This is a genomic window from Zhongshania aquimaris (assembly GCF_019312595.1).
In the GTDB taxonomy this organism is placed as follows: Bacteria; Pseudomonadota; Gammaproteobacteria; order Pseudomonadales; family Spongiibacteraceae; genus Spongiibacter; species Spongiibacter aquimaris.
In genome coordinates, this window is the sequence record NZ_JAHWDQ010000005.1 from 167976 (window position 1) to 186756 (window position 18781).

Here is an 18781-nt window from a genome sequence, read left to right on the forward strand (position 1 = left end):
GATCTTAGGTGTGTCGATAGGTAGCATTTTCTGACATAACTAAGATCGTTGTGTCAAAAATTCTCAGTTTAAGAATCTACGCTTACCGAGAATAAATAGACCTTAAATTTAAAAAACAATCATACTTGTTTAATTTTAAAATCGCTGCTAGGATTCAGTACATATTGCCATTGTGAGATTGATTGGCTCTATAAAAATAACTTAGGGGATAGGTATGTCTTTTATAGATAACGACAATAAATTAATATGCAAGTCGCTGGGCATCATTGTTATGGCCGGCGGTACATCGATTGCTACACCAGTATATGCCGAAGGTGCTAGAACTTTAGAAGAGGTCGTGGTCACGGCACGGAAACGTGAAGAGAGCATACAAGATGTACCGGTAGCGGTAAGCGCAATTGCAGGTGACGATGTTAAAAACGCATTTACCTTAGATACTACGTCGCTTGCTCAATTTGCCCCTAACGTTGTTATGGATACTATTGAAGCAGGGACCCCCGCAGGTGGTGGTTTTGCGATACGCGGAATCAGCTACCAAGATGTTGAAAAGGCATTTGATCCCACGGTATTGGTCGCTGTAGATGGTGTGCCAATGGCGACAGGTACTGGCCAAGTTTTCGATCTGCTTGATATTGAGCGTATAGAAGTGCTGCGCGGCCCGCAAGGAACCTTGTTCGGAAAAAATGTCGTCGGTGGTCTTATCAATATTCATCGCGAAAGGCCTCGGACTGACGAAGTGAGCGGTAAGGTTCGCACTCGTTTAGGTACATACGGAAAGCATGATCTAGAAGCTTTGTATAACTATGGTGAAGAGGAATGGGCAGTTAAACTAACCGCTTCAACATTAAACCAAAGTAAGGGCTATACCAAAAATTCAGTTGCCGGTGACATGGGTAAAAAGGACACCGATCGCGCCGGTGTGCATTGGCTATTTGATGCTTCTGATAGTGTTACTCTGCAAGCTCAATACAATTACTCCAATATGGAAGGTATCGCTGCTGCTACCTTAGGAACGGCCACTGATAGTTCAGATACTTTTTGCGGCTTCTACCAAGCAAATGGTTTTGACTGTGGCGGAGAATTCGGTCAAACAATTCGTCCCGCTGGCGAAAGTTCTGATCGCCGCCGTAGCTACGCCAATTATCGCGGTGCAGTGGGCCTAGAAACCCATCAAGCCATTTGGCAAATAGACTCTGATCTTAATGATTCGTTGACGTTGACCTATGTGGGAGGATGGTTGACCTCTGCTGATGAGTACAAAGCGGATTTTGATGGAAGTCCGGCGACCCTGTATCACGTCAATCGGTTTGGCGATTACAACCAAGTAACGCATGAGATTCGTATCAGTAGCGACGCCGGCGGAAATTTACTTTGGCAAGCAGGCGTTTTCTCAGCCAATTCAGATGCCACGTCTAATCAGTTAACACAAATATTTTCAACTGACTGGTCTCCCTTCTCACAAACAGAGACTTCATCTGAATCGCACTCGGTATTCTTTGAGGGTGACTATAGTATGTTGGATAGCAAGTTAACGCTAACCGCCGGTACTCGCTTTATCACTGAAACAAAGAGAATGGACCGTGATGTTTTTGATGTAACGGCGGGCACATATAATGTTGGGCCAAATGCTGGCGGTGAGCGTACCGATAATGATTGGATTTATCGTTTGGGCGCGCGTTACCAGTTCACCGACGATTTAATGGCTTACGTCACTAACTCTACTGGTTTCCGAAGTGGTGGTTTTTCTCCGCGGGCATCGTCGCCGGAGTCACTCTCTGAAGGGTTTGGCGCTGAAACCCTGAATAACTGGGAGGCGGGAATAAAGTCTACTGTTATGGATGGCAAGCTAAAGTTAAATGCCACCGTATTTCATATGATTTATGAGGATATGCAAACAGAAGTGTCTCTACCCGCACCAAGTATTCCTGAAGGTCAGGAGCAAGCGATACGTAACATAGGCGAGGCCGAATTCAACGGTGTTGAGTTGGAGTTTGATCTGTTACTAACAGATTGGTGGCGCTTCTCTGGTAACGTAGGTTATTTGGATGCTAAGTATACGGATTTCGTTGCTGACATTTATGGTGATGGTATTGTTGCGGATGAATCAGGATTAAAACTGCGTCGTGCACCAGAAATAACCTACTCGGTTCAGAATGTATTGGATTGGTCGGTGAGCGGTGGCTTGTTGAGCTGGCGGGTGAGTTACTCATGGCGTGATGATTACGAGGCAACCTTGACTAATCATCCCGGTACGCAAATAGAAGCATTTGGTTTGCTAGACTCTTCTTTAACTTATGAGCGTGATGAATGGCGTGTGTCGTTGTTCGGCCGTAATTTAACTGATGACGATAGTTTTTCTCACGACTATGTTGTTGCACCAAATCGTCCTCAGCCAGGTGTCCAGAATCAAGGTTCATTTTGGAAGTTTGCAACAGTTAGATCGCCGCGTGAGTTTGGTTTGGAAGTGACTTATAGCTTCTAAATAGCGATTTTAGCAAGATACCAGTTAATAAGAAAAAGGTCTGAATGCCCATTAGTAATAAACGAGATATGATATCTCTGTTTTTACTTGGGCATTCATTCATTGTATTTTTGAATTTTTATAAACTGATTTTTCAGTATGATAAGACGTAAGAGATTAATGTAGTAAAATTGAGTGTGATTTGAGAGAGTTCTTTAAAGCACCTAATTATTATATCTTTTGATTTACGATAATGAATATTCAGTGATGTTTGTCGTTAACAATTGAGTCAAGGCATAGAACGCCTAGAGCTTGTCTGACTGCCAGTCAGGTGGGAGTATAAAATGTATCGAGTTCTCCGCGAACCCTTGCTGCACTTTCTATTAATCGGGATTGGCATGTTTGTGGTTTTTGCTTACCTAAATCCCAGCTCGATGGACGATCCCCGCCGAATTAGCGTGTCGCGAGCTGACCTGTTGACGTTTATGCAGTATCAAGCGCGGGCGATTGATGGCGAGCGTCTGAATATTATCTTAGACCAGTTGCCAGAAGATAAGATGCAGAAAGTGATCGACGATTATGTGCGTGAGGAAGTACTTTTTCGCGAAGCTAAATCGCTGGGTCTTGATCGTTATGATTACACTGCCAAGCGTAGGCTTGTTCAACGAATGGAATACACATTACGTGATCTCGTTGATTCTGTAGACATATCTCAGGAAACCCTTTCGAAATACTATGCTCAGCATCAAGCTGCGTATTATGTCGAGTCTGAAATTACTTTCACCCATGTATTCATAAGCACAAAAAATCGCGTCCCAGAAGCGGCGTTGCTGGTTGCGGAGAGAACATTACAGCAACTCCAGCAGCGACGAGAATTGTTTAATCACGCGACCAGTTACGGCGATCGTTTTTTATACCATTCAAATTATATAGGCAAGGGGGCACAGACGGTACTCGATCACTTTGGTGCTGGTTTTCAGCAACAAGTGTTCGCTCTGAGTGAGGACACGCTTAATACTTGGCAGGGCCCAATTCTGTCTGAATACGGTTATCATCTAGTTCAAGTTGCTAGTATTAAAAAGGGGTATCAGCCGGAGCTCAAAGAAGTTTATGCCCGCGTTATGTCGGATGCACAAAGATATGAGCAGCAAAAGCTATTAGACGGGGCTATTGATGTGATTGTCGCTGATTATAAAATCTTCGTGGAAAAAGACGGTATTACGTCGGGGTCTGGTTTGGCGTCTCAGCCCGTAACAGTTACCTTGGATGCCTCGTGAAGTTTCTAATTATAACGATGATGTTGCTGTCCTTGTCGCCTGGCGCGTGGGCTGATGATGCGCGGCCTGCGTATTTTTCTATAGTGGAAAAACAAGCTTTGGTGTACATGCTGAAATGGCGTATTCCCCCAACCATTTCCGCCTCTAACTTGCCGACCTTAGCCTTACCTGCTGATTGCAGTCACTTCCCTGATACTGTTTCTAGTGAGCGGGTGCTGATACAAACCCTACAAGGGCAGCGCTTGTATCAGTGTCAGCAAAGTTTATCTGGCGGTGATATTCAAATTTCTTATCCAGTATTTAATCCCTCATTGAGTAGCTTGGTAAAATACAACGCTTTGTCAGGTGAAAGTTACACTCGGATGCTCGCGCCCAATGAGTATAGCTGGACTATTCCAGAGACTGAAAGTGCCTATCAGGTTGCGTTGGATTATACGCGCTTGGGTATACAGCACATATGGGAGGGAATAGATCATCTATTGTTTTTGCTATGCTTGGTCTGGATCGCCGGTTCATTCTCACGAATTTTAATAACAGTAACGGGGTTCACCTTATCTCATTCCTTCACCTTGGCGTTGTCTGCCTTAGATCTAGTGCACCTTCCAGTCCCGCCTGTAGAGGCAGTCATAGCGCTGAGTATTGTTTTCCTCGCTACCGAAATTGCGAAAAGTAAGCGAGACAGTTTAACTTGGAATTACCCGGTGGCGGTATCCACTGCGTTCGGCTTATTGCATGGCTTAGGTTTCGCCGCGGTACTCACCGAGATTGGTTTGCCACAGGTAGAGCTGGTGACGGGTTTGCTGTTTTTCAATGTTGGAGTGGAAGTTGGACAGCTCGTCTTTGTTACGATTGTAGCGCTAGTTATGTGGCTAGTGCGTCGGATGGCAGTCACCAACTCTTTCGCGTCACCTAAATATCACGATCTTGCTCGAGTTTGCTTCAGTTACACCATCGGTGTGTTTGCCACTTATTGGATGGTGGAGCGATGTATGCAGTTTGTTTAATGCCCTGACTCCCTACATCCTTGGATGTTAAAAGTCGGATAGAGTCGTGTAGATAAAGTTATATTTGTGCTGATGGCAGCACCCAGTTGGTGATGACGGGCATGGTTTAAAATACTTTTTTGGAGCTTTTAATGTTTATTTCTGATCGTAGTCAAGGCCGATTTTTGTTTGGATCGCAATTCGCTGCGGGTATGTTCATTGCGGTGGCAATGCCTTTTGCGAGTGCCGCGGATAATGCCGTTAAAAATGCAGATGAGCAGCTACCTATTTATTCCTCTCCGGTACGAGAAGGGAATACTAATCTGTATTGGGGGGACACGCATTTACATACTAGAGATTCCGCCGATGCCTACACAATGTTAACGCATCTCTCTCGTGAAGACGCGTTTCGTTTCGCGCGTGGTGAAAAAGTAAAGGCCGATAACGGTATGCCAGTACGATTGCGCCGTCCTCTTGATTTTCTTGCGATTACTGACCATGCGGAATACTTAGGTATTTTTTCCCAGCTTGCGGATAATAATGCAAATTTAAAAGGTTGGAAGCTAGGTGAAGAGTGGCGAGATCTTTTGCAGAAGGGCATGAACAAGGAGCTAACCTTGTCGTGGTCTATTGCGATTCAAGGCAGTGATGAGAAATATAAAGTACCGCTAGATTTACAAAAATCCATTTGGTCGGAGTCCGCAGAAGTTGCCGACAGGTATAATGAGCCGGGATTGTTTACAGCGTTTATAGGGTATGAGTGGACTTCTATGATTAGCGGTGACAACCTGCATCGGGTCGTCATCTTTAAAGATGATGCCAAGCTCGCCTCGCAAGTCCTACCGTTTTCAGCACAGCACAGCACTGATCCTGTCGATTTATGGAATGCCCTAGCGGACTATGAAACTAAAACAGGTGGAGAAGTACTCGCGATAGCCCATAACGGAAACGTGAGTAATGGCCGCATGTTTGCCCCCACGGGAGTAGATGGAAAGCTGATTGATTCCGCATATGCAGAAAAACGTGCACGCTGGGAACCTGTTTACGAAGCGACGCAAATTAAAGGTGACGGGGAAGCGCACCCCTATCTATCACCAGATGATGAATTTGCAGATTACGAAACCTGGGATCAGGGTAATATCACTCTGACTACTCCCAAAAAACCAGAAATGCTGCAGTACGAATACGTGCGCTCGGGACTTAAAGAGGGTCTTCGTCATGAGGCCAACTTAGGGACGAATCCGTTTAAATTTGGGCTAGTAGGTAGTACCGATTCTCACACGGGTCTCTCTACCCCTTATGAAGATAATTTTTTTGGTAAGTTTGGTGATGATGAACCGTCAGCAGACCGAACTAATAAGTTAATGGCGGGCCAATTGCAGGAAGTTTGGAAACTCGTTGCCAGTGGGCTTGCTGCGGTTTGGGCTGAGGAAAATACTCGATCATCATTATTTTCTGCCATCAAGCGACGTGAGGTGTATGCCACTACGGGGACACGTATTACACTCCGGTTTTTCGGCGGCTGGAGCTTCACCAATGATGATTTGCTCAGCTCTGATTTTGATCGCATAGGTTATATAAAGGGCGTGCCAATGGGCGGCGACCTATTCGGTAAAGAGGTGAAAAGATCGCCCACCTTTATGGTGGCTGCGGCTCGCGATCCTCTGGGCGCAAATCTTGACAGAGTTCAGGTAGTTAAAGGCTGGTTAGATGATAAAGGCCTTACCCACGAAAAAGTATATGACGTCGCGCTTTCTGATGGTCGTAAGCTTGATAAGCGCAGTGGCAAAGCGCCAGCGGTAGGTAATACAGTTAATATAAAGGATGCGAGCTATAGCAATAGTATAGGTGATGCTGAACTAGCTACAGTTTGGACCGATCCTGATTTTAATTCTAGCCAAAAGGCATTTTATTATGTGCGGGTTTTAGAAATTCCAACGCCACGTTGGACCGCATACGATGTTAAGTATTTAGGTGCTGATATTACAAATGATGCGCCAATGTTCGTTCAGGAGCGCGCCTACTCGTCGCCGATTTGGTACACGCCATAGTGCTTTGTTTTTTTATATCTTAGAGAATCGGCATAAGTAATCTTGGCGTTTGCAGGCGAATAGATTACTTATTGCGCTAAGAAAGATGTCGGATAAGATTGATAAGTGCTTTAAGGAATAATACGAATACTAACGTAGCATTCGGTAGTTGCGAATACTTAGCTTTAAAACGGACAGGTGCAATTCACTGACATTCGCTGTCCCGTCGCTGGGTGGTCAAATTCGATTGACGCTGCATGCAGCAGTAATCTCGGCGCTAGTTGCGTCGAGTTTTCGCGGTGGTATAAATCGCATCCTAAAATGGGATGGCCAATGGCAAGGCTGTGGATTCTTAGTTGGTGAGTTCGCCCTGTTAATGGGGTGAAAAGTACGCGACTACGTATTGGGCTCGTCAGGCGGGCAATGACTTTAAAATGACTTTGCGCGCCTTTGCCGCTTTTTTCACAGAGCTTTAATACGGGAAAGTTTTCTGGATCCTTCGCTATTGCAGCATTGATGATTCCCGCATCGTCCTCTATATGGCCGAGTAATTCACTAATATAGGTTTTGTTGACGCTACGGTTTTGAAACTGTCTAGTCAGATTGGCGTTGGCGTTTTTGTTTAGCGCTAAAACCATAATGCCCGATGTGCCAAAATCCAGGCGGTGGGCTAAGGTGATACTGGGGAATAGTTGCACCATACGGTAGTGAACGGAATCTTTATTTAATGGGTTTTTTCCAGAAAGGCTTAGCAAGCCACTTGGCTTGTTAAGCAGCAAGATATGTTCATCTTGATAGAGGATGTCGATCTCATCTGCGCAAAGCGGCGCGATAAAGTCGTCAGCAGGCGTAGTCAAAGGTAGGTACGAGGGCGAATAATATCAGCCCCTGATTTTTGAAAACTCATCGTCCATACGCATAAACATATAGACACCCATTTTATTTTCATCGTCCGAGAAATTTTCTGTAATACGTTTAATAACATTGCAGGCGCTGGCAATCATTTCTTTGCAATGTTGCTCGCCATTCGGGGTGAGCGTAATTAATTTCTCTCTTCCAGAATTGGGGTCTTCTTCAATCTCTATGTAATTCAGTGGTGATTTGGACAGCGCACGCAGCGCCTTGGAAACACTGCTGCTGGTAATGTCATACCAGTTTGTCATTAATCGGACAATATCTTTTCGGCTAATTGCGCGCTCTCCGCTGCGCATGGTCTCGGATCTAAGAATCCACATGATAACGGTTTGGTGGCGATCAAGACGCCCGCACTCCATTAATCCGGCCTCTATTTTCATCCCAATCGAAAAGTGAATGGGGTAAAAATAGTCCAAAAACATATTTGGTGCGGTTTCTTGGTTGACGGGCACATCGTCGTGTTTTTTCCAGGGCTTACTCAATTTCTTTCCCAATATACTGATTTATATGTGAATTTAGGGTCGATTGGCGCTTGTGTCAAGATATTTGAATTTTGACATCATAACATAATAGAAACAGTTTCCTATTGACACTATTTCTTCGCATCGTTATTCTTGCGCCAAACAATAACGAGTTGGCATAGGTTATCGATGTGAGTGGTACTAACTTAGAATCTCAATTCAATGCGCTGCGTGTTGGCTATCAATTGGAACGTTTTCCGTCGCTTGCAAACCGTTTGGATCGTTTGCGTCGTGTTAAAGCCATGCTGTCTGAACACGAGGCGGCATGGTGTGAGGCTCTGTCGCGAGATTTTGGTTACCGCTCTGCAGATCAAAGTTCGTTTGCCGATATCACCACCACCATTAAGGCTGCAAACCACGCATTAAAGAACTTGAAATTCTGGATGAAGGCCGAGCGCCGCACGCCGGATCTGAGCTTAAGGATGAGCGGCGCAAAAACCTATGTCGAGTCGTTCCCCAAGGGGGTAGTGGGTATTGTTAGTCCATGGAACTTCCCAATAAATTTGGCGCTTTCGCCACTAATCTCGGTATTGGCGGCTGGGAATCGCGCATTTATAAAGCCTTCAGAAATTACGCCTGCGACGTCGGCATTGCTACAGAAGTTAATAGCTCAGTATTTTGCTGATGATGAAGTGTCAGTGGCCTGTGGTGATGTAGATGTGGCCCAAGCATTCGTAAAGCTGCCATTTGACCACGTTATTTACACCGGTGGCGAAACGGTAGCTAAGTATATTATGCGCGACGCCGCCGAGAATCTTGTACCACTAACTCTGGAGTTAGGCGGCAAGTCGCCGGTGATAGTCAGCAGCTCAGCGGATTTAAAGTTAACCGCAAAACGCATTGCCTTTGGCAAGTATTTTAACGCCGGGCAAATATGCATTGCGCCTGATTACCTTTTGATTGCAAAAGAAAGACTGGATGCGTTTTTGATCGAGTTGAAGACAGCTGTTGAGAATGCCGATTCATCTCAAGGTTCAGCGGATTCGGTATCGATTGTTAATGACCGTCATCGCCAACGATTAGAGAATTTGGTCGCTGAGGGTGAGAGCAAGAACGGCAAAGTAGTCCGATTTGCTGGACTTAATCAATCGTGCTACCAACTTACTGTGGTGATAGATCCATCAAATGACGCGGCAATTAATACCGGCGAGATATTTGGTCCGGTATTACTTATAAAAACCATTGGCGATCTGTCAGGACAGATTTCTTACATCAATCAGTCGTCACACCCTTTGGTCATTTATTACTTTGGTAGCAGCGAAGCTGAGTTTAGACGTGTTGCCTGCGAAACCAGCTCCGGTGGTTTGGTGAAAAACGATGTGATTTTCCAGTATGCAAATGACGATCTTCCCTTTGGCGGTGTGGGCGGTAGTGGTATGGGTAAATATCGCGGGGAATACGGCTTTAAGGAATTCTCAAATAGCAGAGCTATTTATAAATCCGGATTTATGGATGTGTCGGGCTTTGTTACACCGCCGTATTCGGATGTGTTCAGAATGGTTAACAAATTAATGAGGAAGATATGAATAATAACGCTATGAGCAATACAGAGACAGAGATCGAACTCCTCGTAAAAAATATGTTGTCACCTGAATGCATAAGTAATCCTTATCCGGTTTACAAACAGTTGCGAAATCACGCGCCGGTAAATGGTCTGCTGGATTATCCTCCAGGGACCGTACCTGGTGTTGATACGCCGTATCCTGCATGGGTGGTGACACGCTACGAAGATGTCGACTACGTGTTGCGTAACCCTGAGATATTTTCGTCCGAAGATCCCATGCAGGCTAACTCTAGCGCGCCCAGTTTGATGTTGGTAAATCACGACCGCCCTCGTCATACAGCACTAAGAAATTTAGCGAAAATGGCGTTCACGCCGAAACGTATCCACGACAATATTGTGGAGCGATTGCGTTTAGATGTTAATAAAATTGTAGATCGATCTCTCAATACTGAAATTGATTTTATGGTCGACGTGGCGGGCGTTATTCCCGCCTTGGTTATGACCTATCTTATGGGACTCCCACCGGAAGATTATAAGCTTCTTGTACGCTGGGCTAACGCATTTATGGTGTCGTCTGACTTCACTTCGGATGAGCGTCAATCTTGTAATGTCGAGCTTTTTCACTATTTCGTGGCTGCAGTAGAAAAACGTTACGCTGATATTGAAGCGGGCATTGAAGTCTCCGATGACCTTATGACGGCGTTTATCAATGCAGAATTCGAAGGTGATACTTTATCTAAGGAAGAAGTCGTCCTGTTTTGTATTACCTTAGTGGTTGCAGGTGCTGAAACAACCACCTATTTCATAGGTAATTTGATGGGTGTCATGCTCGAAGATGCTGATTGGTTTTCAAAGTTAAAAGACGATCGCAGTTTAATTCGGCCATTTATGGAAGAGTGCTTGCGTCGTGATGGACCTCCACAGCGTTTATTCCGCCTTGTTCTTCAAGATTGTGAAATTTCTGGCCAAGCTATTAAGGCTGGTGATTGGATCGCGTTTTTCATGGCCGCGGCTAATCATGATGAAAGTATATTTCCTGAGCCAGAAAAATTCATTATTGGCCGTAAAAATATTGCCAAACATGTCACCTTTGGGCGAGGCATTCACCATTGTCTAGGTGCACCTTTGGCGCGTGTTGAGGCCGAAATTATGTTGAATGTTGTTCTTGATAAATGCGACGGCATTAAAGGAAGTATTAGTAATTCAAAACGCCAATCAGGTGGTTTGCTTGCTTATGGTTTTTCTACTTTGCCTGTCGAGCTAGTCGCAAAGAGCAGCTAATCAAACTTCATTAACGGACGTAAGGCGTTTTTTGTGCAGGTAATAGTAACGGATAGAGCCGGTGAGGTAGCTGAGTATAGTGTGGATGGATTTTCCGAACTTTTTACTCAGCTTGGCGATGAAATGAAAATAGACGCTTTGTGTGGCGGCTGTTGTTCTTGTGCAACATGCCATATTTACACTGACGATAGTGATGCGAAGTATTTATCGGATTGTGATGAGAATGAGCGAGACGTACTAGACGGTTTATTGCATGTTAAAAGCGGCAGTCGCCTTCTGTGTCAACTAAGTACTAAAGAAACACTGAATACCTTAAAAATCACAATAGCTCAGGCAGAATAGGGGAATAATAATGAGTGATGCTGAAGTAAAAAAACTTGAAGAAGCTAACTTGGCTTTGACCAAGGAAGTATTTTTTCGATTTGGTAGTCATGATGTAGACGGTATAGTTGAGTTGCTGCATGACGACGCCCACATAGAATTCTATGGGCCTAGTGAAATCCCCTATGCTGGAGATTATAAGGGGCTAGTCGAATGTCGCGAATTTTTTACAACAGTGCTTTCATCGGTTGATATTCATGTATTCGAAGCGGACGAATTCATTTGTGAAAACGATAAAGTCATTGTTGTTGGGCATCTGCGCTTGACGACTAAAACTAACGGCAATGAAATTAAATCGCCGTTTGTACACGTCATCACTTGCAAAGAGGGTAAATGGCTGTGGTTCCGCGACTTTATGAATACCACAGTCGCGTACAAGGCGTTTACCAACAATGTTGCCTAATCATCGCAGTTTCTACGTCTCGGACGTGGGGCTGTTTTTGCTCCTAGCAAACCCATGTCTAAACGACTATGTGATCACCTTGATTTTGTCTTTTGGTGATACCGATTTCTATGTTGGATCAGCAAAAACGGCGTTAAATACTTTTGTAGGTGTTGCTGGTGTATTGGGTCTAGGCTTTTCTTTATTGAGGCTACGAATCTCAGACAGTAGGGATCTTGTACTCATTAGTATGCTGGTGAAATTGTTTGCTGGTGGGTGGCTGCTGTTTGGCTATATGCAGGGTGTATCTCCCGCATTGCTGGTATTTGCGCTGGCAGATTTTGCTGCGGCAGCGATATTCAGCATGACATTAATAAGGCAAACCTAAATCAAGTGTGAATCTGGAAGTGGTAGTGAAAAGTAGGTCGAAATAGAACCTGCATCGCTGTTTAATATAAGTAGATAATAATGGTGTGTAAATCATGAATTACCTTTATCGAATGATGGCATTGGCTATCGGTGGTAGCACGGCAATGGCCATTCCGGTGTCGGCCTCGGCGACTGGTCAGGGTAGCCGACTGATCGAAGAAGTGATGGTCACGGCTCAGAAGCGTGAGGAAGACTCGCAAGATATCCCTATTATGATCAGTGCATTCAGCGGTGAGAAATTAGACGCAATGGGCGTCGATTCAACTGCTGATCTTCAAAAAATTACACCGGGCCTGACATTCACTTACGCCTATGGCTACACCGTTATCTATTTGCGCGGTATCGGTACTGATGCCTTTCTACCTAACGCCGACCCCAGCATTGCGACTTATATCGATGGAATAAACATCGGGCCCAGTCAGGGTAAGCAAGATACGTTGGGCGCAGTAAAGCGAGTTGAAGTGTTGAAGGGGCCCCAGGGAACGCTGTTTGGTCGAAATGCGACGGGTGGTGCTATCAGCATTATTACGGAAGATCCACCAGAAGAATTTACGGGCTACTTGAAGACTGAAGTGGGTAATTACAATGCCAAAGCTAGCCAGCTTTATTTGGGATTGCCGGTGACCGATAGCTTAGGTCTTACGGTCTCATTATTTAATAGCTCGCAAGACTTATATGGTCGCAATGAGGTGTTTGGCGAGCCTGGGCCGATGAAGGACGAGTTTGCTGAAGGTGCGCGAGTCAAAATGCGCTGGGATCCATTAGATAGTTTTTCTATGACCTTAATTGCTTCCTATGGCAATCAATTTACCAGTAACTCTCTGTCTCAGGAGAATACCCGTCCTTCACCAGTATTATTAGCTGGCGTTGAAGCCGACGAACGAGACCGTGTTTGGCGCAATAACGATCTTGGCGGTAACTCAACGATGAATGAGTTGTACGGTGGTATTTTTGAATGGCATCCGGGTCCAGTCGATGTGAAGTTCATATACTCCGAAAACTACGCCGTGGTTGACGAGGCGCACTACGATCTTGATTCAACAGAGCAAGCCGAAGCGTATTTCTATAGTGCTGATCAGTTCAATGATCAGAAAACCTATGAACTACAAATTTTGTCTAACGAGGATACCTGGTTGTCAGATGACCTGCAGTGGGTTGCGGGCCTGTATCGACTAGAAGGAGAAGGGGGCTTTGGAAGCCTATATTTAACGCTGAACCCAGTTGGTTTGGCTTCTAACCTGGCAGGTTTGCCGGGTATTTTGGCACCAATATTGGGGCCAATACTCAATTCCACGCCAGATATTGTTTTGGGTAATGGCGGGATTTTGACTACTGAATCCAACTCCGCTTACGCACAGGCAACGTGGTTTACCACCGATTGGTTTAATGTCACGGCGGGTGTGCGTTACCAGGAGGAAGTGCGGGGTATTACCAATAGCTACTTGGATGTGGTGTTGCCGACGGCTGGTGATCCACCGAATGACTATTACCGCTCTGGTGATCGTTCACAGAATATCCGAATTTCTGACTTTACTGCGCCGGATCTTGAAGCTGAAACGGTTTCGCCGCGTATTGCACTTCAGCTTTTCCCGACAGAGAATTTGCAGATATTTGCATCGGCCCAGCGGGGTTATAAAAGCCCCACCTACAACATTGTAAACTTCTTTACGGATCCGGACCCGGTTGAAGAAGAGGAGGCGACTGCGTTTGAGTTGGGCTTTAAATCGGATTTGTTCGACAGCACGCTACGCCTTAACGGTGCGATTTTTAAAACCAAGATTGAAGGTTTGTTGACGGCGTTGGTGGCCATTCCTTCGGGCGGGATTGTTAGCTTTAAAAATGCAGGCACGGCAGAGATAGAAGGTGCTGAAATCGATTTTCAGTGGCAGCCGATGGCTGACTTAAATCCCGGTTTGGTATTTAGCGGCGGTGCAACCTATTTAGATGCCTTCTATACCGATTACCAAAATGGGGCGGGCTTTGACGATGATACTGGTCTGTATTTTGGTGACGACAGTTTAACGGGTGATCCAGCTCGTGACTTTAGTGGTAACCGGATTGTTCGGACGCCGCGCTTTAGTTCAAGTGTATCTGCTAACCAGTTTTTGAGTATGGGTGATTTCGGTAATCTGGAATTTGGTGTGGACTACTATTACAACGGTGGCTACAACACCACGCCTCAGGCGTCTCCCTTTTTCATTCAAGACCAATACGAAACCTGGGCTGGGCGTATTTCGTATTTTTACGATCCACTGGGTTTGCAGTTGACGGCCTTTGTGAATAACGCCAAAGACAAAGATTATACCCAAGCTATGGTGCAACAAGACTTCGGTCGTACCGTAACGTTAGCGCCACCACGGACCTACGGACTTAAATTAAAATGGGATTTTGATACTCTGTTTTAATCGGTAGCAATCACCCTTGCGGAGGATATGTGACGGCGTGTCCTCCGCCTTTTTAATATCTAGAATAAAAGGAATGAAATATGAAATTAAAAGATTACGTTTCTAACTCAGTCATCGCCGTGTCGATGCTCGCTGCATCCCTTTTTACGATGAGCGATCGCGTGTTAGCTCAGGCGGAGTTGGCGGGCTTACTATCACTAAACACCGGACCCTTAGCGCCACTCTATGCGCCAATTGGCGACTTGGGATTACTACCACCTGGGCTTGAAAATGGCACCGCATTATTTTTGGCGGGCTCAGATATTTTGTTGAGTGGTGAAACCCCAATAGACACACTAATAGGTTTGGGTGGCCCCTTAAAAGGTCAGTTAATACCTATATTTGATGTGTTGGTGGATAGCCCAATGACGACGGTAGATTATATTGTGGGTGGTGGTACGATTATTTCCCCAGGCTTAACTATCATTCCGCAGATTCCCTTGTTAAATACGCCGCTGTTGGGTTTGTAAGCCTTGCGAAATTAACGCAACAATGGCCTTAGCATATTTTCGAGGCCATTGAGTTTTATCTCATACATCAGTGCCAGCTGATCGCCTAATTTACCTGCCGGAAAGCCCTGTTTGTGAAACCACACTAAATAGGGTTCCGGTAGCTCTAACAGTTTCCTTCCTTGGTATTTTCCAAATGGCATGACTTGATTCACCGCATCGATTAGAATTTGCGGATCTTGATCAAGCGTCATTTTTCGCTCCTGAGCTATGCCACGCATTTGCGCCTAGGGCGATGAGACGCAGCTGTTTTTCCGCTTTTTGAATGATCTCGGCGTCGTCTTCGCCGCGTGGTCTACCCATAAGTTGTTGAGTAACAATTTGGATCATTGAGCCAATCATTAAGCTGGCGAGCATCTGCAAGTCGTCTTCGCTCCAGTCATCGCTGCTAACAAGCCTGGCTAAGTCGCTAGCGAGTTCGATTTCGAGTTGTTTGAATTCGTCGTTGATGGCATTACGAATGACGGCAACACCACCAAAAGCTTCTCGACTAATAAACTGAAACTGACGCCGGTGAGCGCGAACATAGGTGACAAAGGTTTCAACGGAGCGACGGATAATTAATTCTTCGGGAATGGGGTTGGCGCGCACTGTGATCAACATGGTGCGAAGGGTGCTAAACGAGGAAGTTACTAACTCTAAACCAAGACTGTCCATGTCTGGAAAGTGCCGGTAGAACGCGCCGGGAGTAATACCCACTTCGCGGGTTACTTCACGCAGACTAATGCCATCGAAACTTTTGTCCCGGTTTATCAGTTCTAATACCGCTTCGAGTAAGGCTTGGCGAGTGTTGATTAGCGTATCACTGTGGCTGCGATGGCGCTTTTGAGGACGACTCATAATACGTGTAACTCGTGGTTGAGAGTTGTGTCATCACCATCGAGTTCCTTGTCGCGTTGTTGCGACGTTGATCGGTGATCTTTCGGACGTGGGCCTAAGTTTACAAGCCCCTGCTGGATGTGACCAGCGGGGACTGTACAAGGCTTGCCTATTGATCAAGCTGGGAGGATGTTACCTGTGTGGCGTGGTGGCAATGCTAAAGTGAATATTTTAGCCCACACAGATGCGTACTGGCTCCACAACGGTCCGGTGTTATAGGGTATGCCGTATCTACCACATACTTCGCGAACAGCCACCGACAGCTCCGCATAGCGGTGCGCAGGTACATCCGGGAACAGATGATGCTCAATCTGGTGAGATAGATTGCCACTCATAATATGAAAAATCTTGCCGCCTTCTATATTGGCTGAACCGAGCAGTTGACGGTAGTACCAGTGCCCTTTGGTTTCATTCTCGCAAACCGACGCCGGAAACGTGTGCACTTCGGCGGGGAAGTGCCCGCAGAATATAATGGTAAAACTCCAGATATTGCGGATCAGATTGGCTACCGCGTTGGCCGCCATGACCACCGGAAATAACGGGCCAGCGAGTGCGGGAAACAAAATGAAGTCCTTGCCCCAGATGCGCGCGGTTTTGCGCAGTGACTGCTTGAGTTTTGGCCAGGTTTCTTTAAACGATCGTTTACCTGTGCGCAGACTGTCCATCTCTACATCGTGAAGTGCAACGCCCATATCAAAGAATAACATTAGCAGTGTCGCAAAAATGGGGTTCGCTAAGTAAGCGGGGTGCCAATGCTGCGCCTTGTCCATGCGTAAAATGCCATAGCCGATATCGCGATCTTTACCCAGTACATTGGTGTAAGTGTGGTGTTCATAGTTATGCGAGTGGGCCCACTGCTCACTTGGGCAGTTAGTATCCCAGTCATAGTGCTTGGAGTGGAAACGGGGGTCGCCCATCCAGTCGTATTGACCGTGAATAATATTGTGACCAATTTCCATATTGTCGAGAATTTTAGCGATACCAAGACCGATGCTGCCGGCGCAGATTAGCGTCCAAAACAGTGGCCAGCTGGCAAGTGAAAGACCCAGCGACGGTAGAAATGGCAGCGCGGCATAAATACTCATTCGCGACGCGATAGCGAGTGCGCGTTGAAATGCCACTACTCGCTTTATATAGCGTGCGTCACGTGTGCCGCGCTGCAATAGCGCGGTCTGTTTTATCGCGTCTATTTCCTCGCCAAAGTTGGCGAGTTGTTCTGCATTAAGTGCGATTTTACCCATGGCTTTGGCCCTTTGTAAGTTGTGTTAAGTGTGATTTAGTTGTTACAGCGAAAGCGTGACATCGCCCACCGCCTGCGAAATACACAGTCTGATATGCTCTTCGCCCCGGCTGATTTCACCGCTGTTAATATTGCGCACTGTGCCGCTGGTTTTTAAGCAGGTGCAGGTGTGGCATATGCCCATGCGACAGCCAGACTGCGGGCTTAAACCGGCACTTTCGGCCTGTTCTAATAATGTGCTGCCATCGTTTTCAACGGCGAATTGGCTTTGTCTAAACGCGATGCTGCCGCTGATGCCATCTGTGTTCAAAGCGCGATTAGCTGGCTTGAAACGCTCGCTGTGTAGCTTGTCACCCTGAGAGAACAGCTCGAATTCGGCGCTGACCTGATCGATTAATGCCGCGGGACCACAAATGTAAGTCAGTGGTAGCGAAATTGAGCCAGTGTGATCAGCAAGACCATTGTTGGTGCTTAGCGCATTGAGTAAATGGTGTTGATTGAAGTGTCCCTGCAATACTTGCTGGCTTGGTGCAGAGCTATACACCAGTAGTAATGAGAAGTTTTCATGGCGTTGCGCTAGCTCTTCTAAGCGCTTGCGGAATATGCATTCCGCACTATTGCGACTGTAGTAAAGCAGGGTGATGGCGCCGCTGTGGCCGTGCTCAAATAGCGTTTCTAGCATCGCCATCATTGGAGTGATACCACTGCCTGCTGCAATAAATAGCAGTGCAGCGGGAGTGTCAGCGGGCAGCACAAATTCCCCCGCTGCGGGCGATATGCTAATGCGATCACCTACGCGTAATTCGCTATTAATGTATTTGGATACAAAGCCATCTTCGTGTGCCTTGACCGTGATACGCGGTTTTTGGTGGTAGGCGCTATTGCTAAGCGAATAACTGCGACTGTGAAGGCGACCATCAATCTCGATATAAACCTGTACAAATTGACCAGGCAGGAAGTGGGTCCACTCGCCATTCGGTGACAACTCGATGCTTACCGTGTCGTCGGTTTCTGCCGTTATAGCGCTAATTCGGGCGGGGATGCGAGTTTTATCCAGCGACCACATTGGATTGATCACTTCTAAATAGCGGCCGATACCGTGGGGTGCAGCAAGTGCATTGATCAGCGGCGTGTCAATAATACGGCGCCAAGCACTGCGGGATGTTGTATTGGTGGCAAGGCCCATATTCTCTCCTTTTACTGGGGGCCTGTGTTTGGCCACTCACAGTGTTGGTAAAATCAATTAGTGAACATGTGTGCACAATAAGGCTGCGAGAGGGGTTTGTCAACAGTTGTGCACTAAGTTGTTTGTCGTCGTGCTTGGATGTCCTGCTATTCTTATTTGTATTCAATATATTGATTTTTATGGGTTTTTTATAAATTTTTCTTTCTTTGGGTGGTGCTTATAGGTTTTCTTGGTTTGTGTGAATATTGAACAGCACAAAAATCTTCTTGCCGCTGTGGTCTACCTAGCGGCCATTTGCTGGGCTTGTTTAAAGCAATTCTGTTAAACTTCGCGACCCAGTATCCGTGACAAAGAGATAG

Annotated in this window: 17 protein-coding genes; 11 read left to right on the forward strand and 6 right to left on the reverse strand. The window is 46.0% G+C overall.

The annotated features are described in order from the left end of the window. Positions 1-214: 214 nt before the first annotated feature. From KXJ70_RS16695 to KXJ70_RS16710, 4 genes are all read left to right on the forward strand, one after another. Positions 215-2482 carry a TonB-dependent receptor gene (locus tag KXJ70_RS16695; protein WP_219044680.1) on the forward strand — a complete coding sequence of 756 codons (2268 nt, stop codon included), beginning with the start codon at positions 215-217 and terminating at the stop codon, positions 2480-2482. 323 nt (positions 2483-2805) lie between these two features. Next, entirely contained in the window at positions 2806-3738 is a 933-nt protein-coding gene (locus KXJ70_RS16700) for a peptidylprolyl isomerase (RefSeq protein WP_219044681.1), read from the forward strand. Further along, positions 3735-4742 (forward strand): HupE/UreJ family protein, encoded by a 1008-nt coding sequence (locus KXJ70_RS19615; protein ID WP_219044682.1) that lies wholly within the window; start codon positions 3735-3737, stop codon positions 4740-4742. Before KXJ70_RS16700 ends, KXJ70_RS19615 begins: the two co-directional genes overlap by 4 nt. A 131-nt stretch (positions 4743-4873) precedes the next feature. Then, a complete protein-coding gene (locus KXJ70_RS16710; protein WP_255558548.1) occupies positions 4874-6772 on the forward strand; it encodes a DUF3604 domain-containing protein in 1899 nt (632 codons plus the stop codon). A 164-nt stretch (positions 6773-6936) separates the two neighbouring features. On the opposite strand, the gene KXJ70_RS16715 is transcribed toward KXJ70_RS16710, so the two are convergent. Together KXJ70_RS16715 and KXJ70_RS16720 are read right to left on the reverse strand one after the other, a co-directional pair. Continuing rightward, the gene (locus tag KXJ70_RS16715) at positions 6937-7608 is read right to left on the reverse strand and encodes an RluA family pseudouridine synthase (RefSeq protein ID WP_219044683.1); all 672 of its coding nucleotides are present in this window, start codon (positions 7606-7608) and stop codon (positions 6937-6939) included. 24 nt (positions 7609-7632) lie between these two features. Further along, a complete protein-coding gene (locus KXJ70_RS16720; RefSeq protein ID WP_219044684.1) occupies positions 7633-8148 on the reverse strand; it encodes a winged helix DNA-binding protein in 516 nt (171 codons plus the stop codon). Between the two features lie 170 nt (positions 8149-8318). On the opposite strand from KXJ70_RS16720, the gene KXJ70_RS16725 reads away from it, so the two are divergent. The 7 genes from KXJ70_RS16725 (at position 8319) to KXJ70_RS16755 (ending at position 15078) form a co-directional block, all read left to right on the forward strand. Next, positions 8319-9713 carry an aldehyde dehydrogenase family protein gene (locus KXJ70_RS16725; protein ID WP_219044685.1) on the forward strand — a complete coding sequence of 465 codons (1395 nt, stop codon included), beginning with the start codon at positions 8319-8321 and terminating at the stop codon, positions 9711-9713. Beyond that, positions 9710-10972 (forward strand): cytochrome P450, encoded by a 1263-nt coding sequence (locus KXJ70_RS16730; protein WP_219044686.1) that lies wholly within the window; start codon positions 9710-9712, stop codon positions 10970-10972. Before KXJ70_RS16725 ends, KXJ70_RS16730 begins: the two co-directional genes overlap by 4 nt. A gap of 33 nt (positions 10973-11005) precedes the next feature. After that, positions 11006-11314: a 2Fe-2S iron-sulfur cluster-binding family protein gene (locus KXJ70_RS16735; RefSeq protein ID WP_219044687.1), complete on the forward strand. Its 309-nt coding sequence runs from the start codon at positions 11006-11008 to the stop codon at positions 11312-11314. Positions 11315-11324: 10 nt separating this feature from the next. Further along, a complete protein-coding gene (locus tag KXJ70_RS16740; protein WP_219044688.1) occupies positions 11325-11756 on the forward strand; it encodes a nuclear transport factor 2 family protein in 432 nt (143 codons plus the stop codon). Then, complete coding sequence (locus KXJ70_RS16745; protein ID WP_219044689.1) at positions 11746-12123, forward strand: hypothetical protein; 378 nt, start codon at positions 11746-11748, stop codon at positions 12121-12123. Before KXJ70_RS16740 ends, KXJ70_RS16745 begins: the two co-directional genes overlap by 11 nt. Positions 12124-12217: 94 nt before the next feature. Beyond that, positions 12218-14569, forward strand: a complete 2352-nt coding sequence (locus KXJ70_RS16750; protein ID WP_219044690.1) for a TonB-dependent receptor — start codon at positions 12218-12220, stop codon at positions 14567-14569. A gap of 80 nt (positions 14570-14649) precedes the next feature. Then, entirely contained in the window at positions 14650-15078 is a 429-nt protein-coding gene (locus KXJ70_RS16755; RefSeq protein WP_219044691.1) for a hypothetical protein, read from the forward strand. An 11-nt stretch (positions 15079-15089) separates the two neighbouring features. Here KXJ70_RS16755 and KXJ70_RS16760 read toward each other — a convergent pair whose 3' ends face one another. The 4 genes from KXJ70_RS16760 to KXJ70_RS16775 all read right to left on the reverse strand — a co-directional run bounded on the left by KXJ70_RS16760 (position 15090) and on the right by KXJ70_RS16775 (position 18422). Further along, positions 15090-15311 (reverse strand): DUF3820 family protein, encoded by a 222-nt coding sequence (locus KXJ70_RS16760; protein ID WP_219044692.1) that lies wholly within the window; start codon positions 15309-15311, stop codon positions 15090-15092. Next, positions 15301-15957, reverse strand: a complete 657-nt coding sequence (locus tag KXJ70_RS16765) for a TetR family transcriptional regulator (protein ID WP_219044693.1) — start codon at positions 15955-15957, stop codon at positions 15301-15303. Before KXJ70_RS16765 ends, KXJ70_RS16760 begins: the two co-directional genes overlap by 11 nt. 155 nt (positions 15958-16112) lie before the next feature. Next, positions 16113-17237 (reverse strand): fatty acid desaturase family protein, encoded by a 1125-nt coding sequence (locus KXJ70_RS16770; RefSeq protein ID WP_219044694.1) that lies wholly within the window; start codon positions 17235-17237, stop codon positions 16113-16115. A 42-nt stretch (positions 17238-17279) separates the two neighbouring features. Beyond that, a complete protein-coding gene (locus KXJ70_RS16775) occupies positions 17280-18422 on the reverse strand; it encodes a ferredoxin reductase (protein ID WP_219044695.1) in 1143 nt (380 codons plus the stop codon). Positions 18423-18781 lie beyond the last annotated feature (359 nt).

Coding starts and splice junctions, on each gene's coding strand:
- KXJ70_RS16745 (WP_219044689.1), top strand. CDS start 11,746: ATGTTGCCTAATCATCGCAGTTTCTACGTCTCGGACGTGGGGCTGTTT.
- KXJ70_RS16765 (WP_219044693.1), bottom strand. CDS start 15,957: ATGAGTCGTCCTCAAAAGCGCCATCGCAGCCACAGTGATACGCTAATC.
- KXJ70_RS16710 (WP_255558548.1), top strand. CDS start 4,874: ATGTTTATTTCTGATCGTAGTCAAGGCCGATTTTTGTTTGGATCGCAA.
- KXJ70_RS16700 (WP_219044681.1), top strand. CDS start 2,806: ATGTATCGAGTTCTCCGCGAACCCTTGCTGCACTTTCTATTAATCGGG.
- KXJ70_RS16760 (WP_219044692.1), bottom strand. CDS start 15,311: ATGACGCTTGATCAAGATCCGCAAATTCTAATCGATGCGGTGAATCAA.
- KXJ70_RS16755 (WP_219044691.1), top strand. CDS start 14,650: ATGAAATTAAAAGATTACGTTTCTAACTCAGTCATCGCCGTGTCGATG.
- KXJ70_RS16740 (WP_219044688.1), top strand. CDS start 11,325: ATGAGTGATGCTGAAGTAAAAAAACTTGAAGAAGCTAACTTGGCTTTG.
- KXJ70_RS16695 (WP_219044680.1), top strand. CDS start 215: ATGTCTTTTATAGATAACGACAATAAATTAATATGCAAGTCGCTGGGC.
- KXJ70_RS16750 (WP_219044690.1), top strand. CDS start 12,218: ATGAATTACCTTTATCGAATGATGGCATTGGCTATCGGTGGTAGCACG.
- KXJ70_RS16770 (WP_219044694.1), bottom strand. CDS start 17,237: ATGGGTAAAATCGCACTTAATGCAGAACAACTCGCCAACTTTGGCGAG.
- KXJ70_RS16775 (WP_219044695.1), bottom strand. CDS start 18,422: ATGGGCCTTGCCACCAATACAACATCCCGCAGTGCTTGGCGCCGTATT.
- KXJ70_RS16730 (WP_219044686.1), top strand. CDS start 9,710: ATGAATAATAACGCTATGAGCAATACAGAGACAGAGATCGAACTCCTC.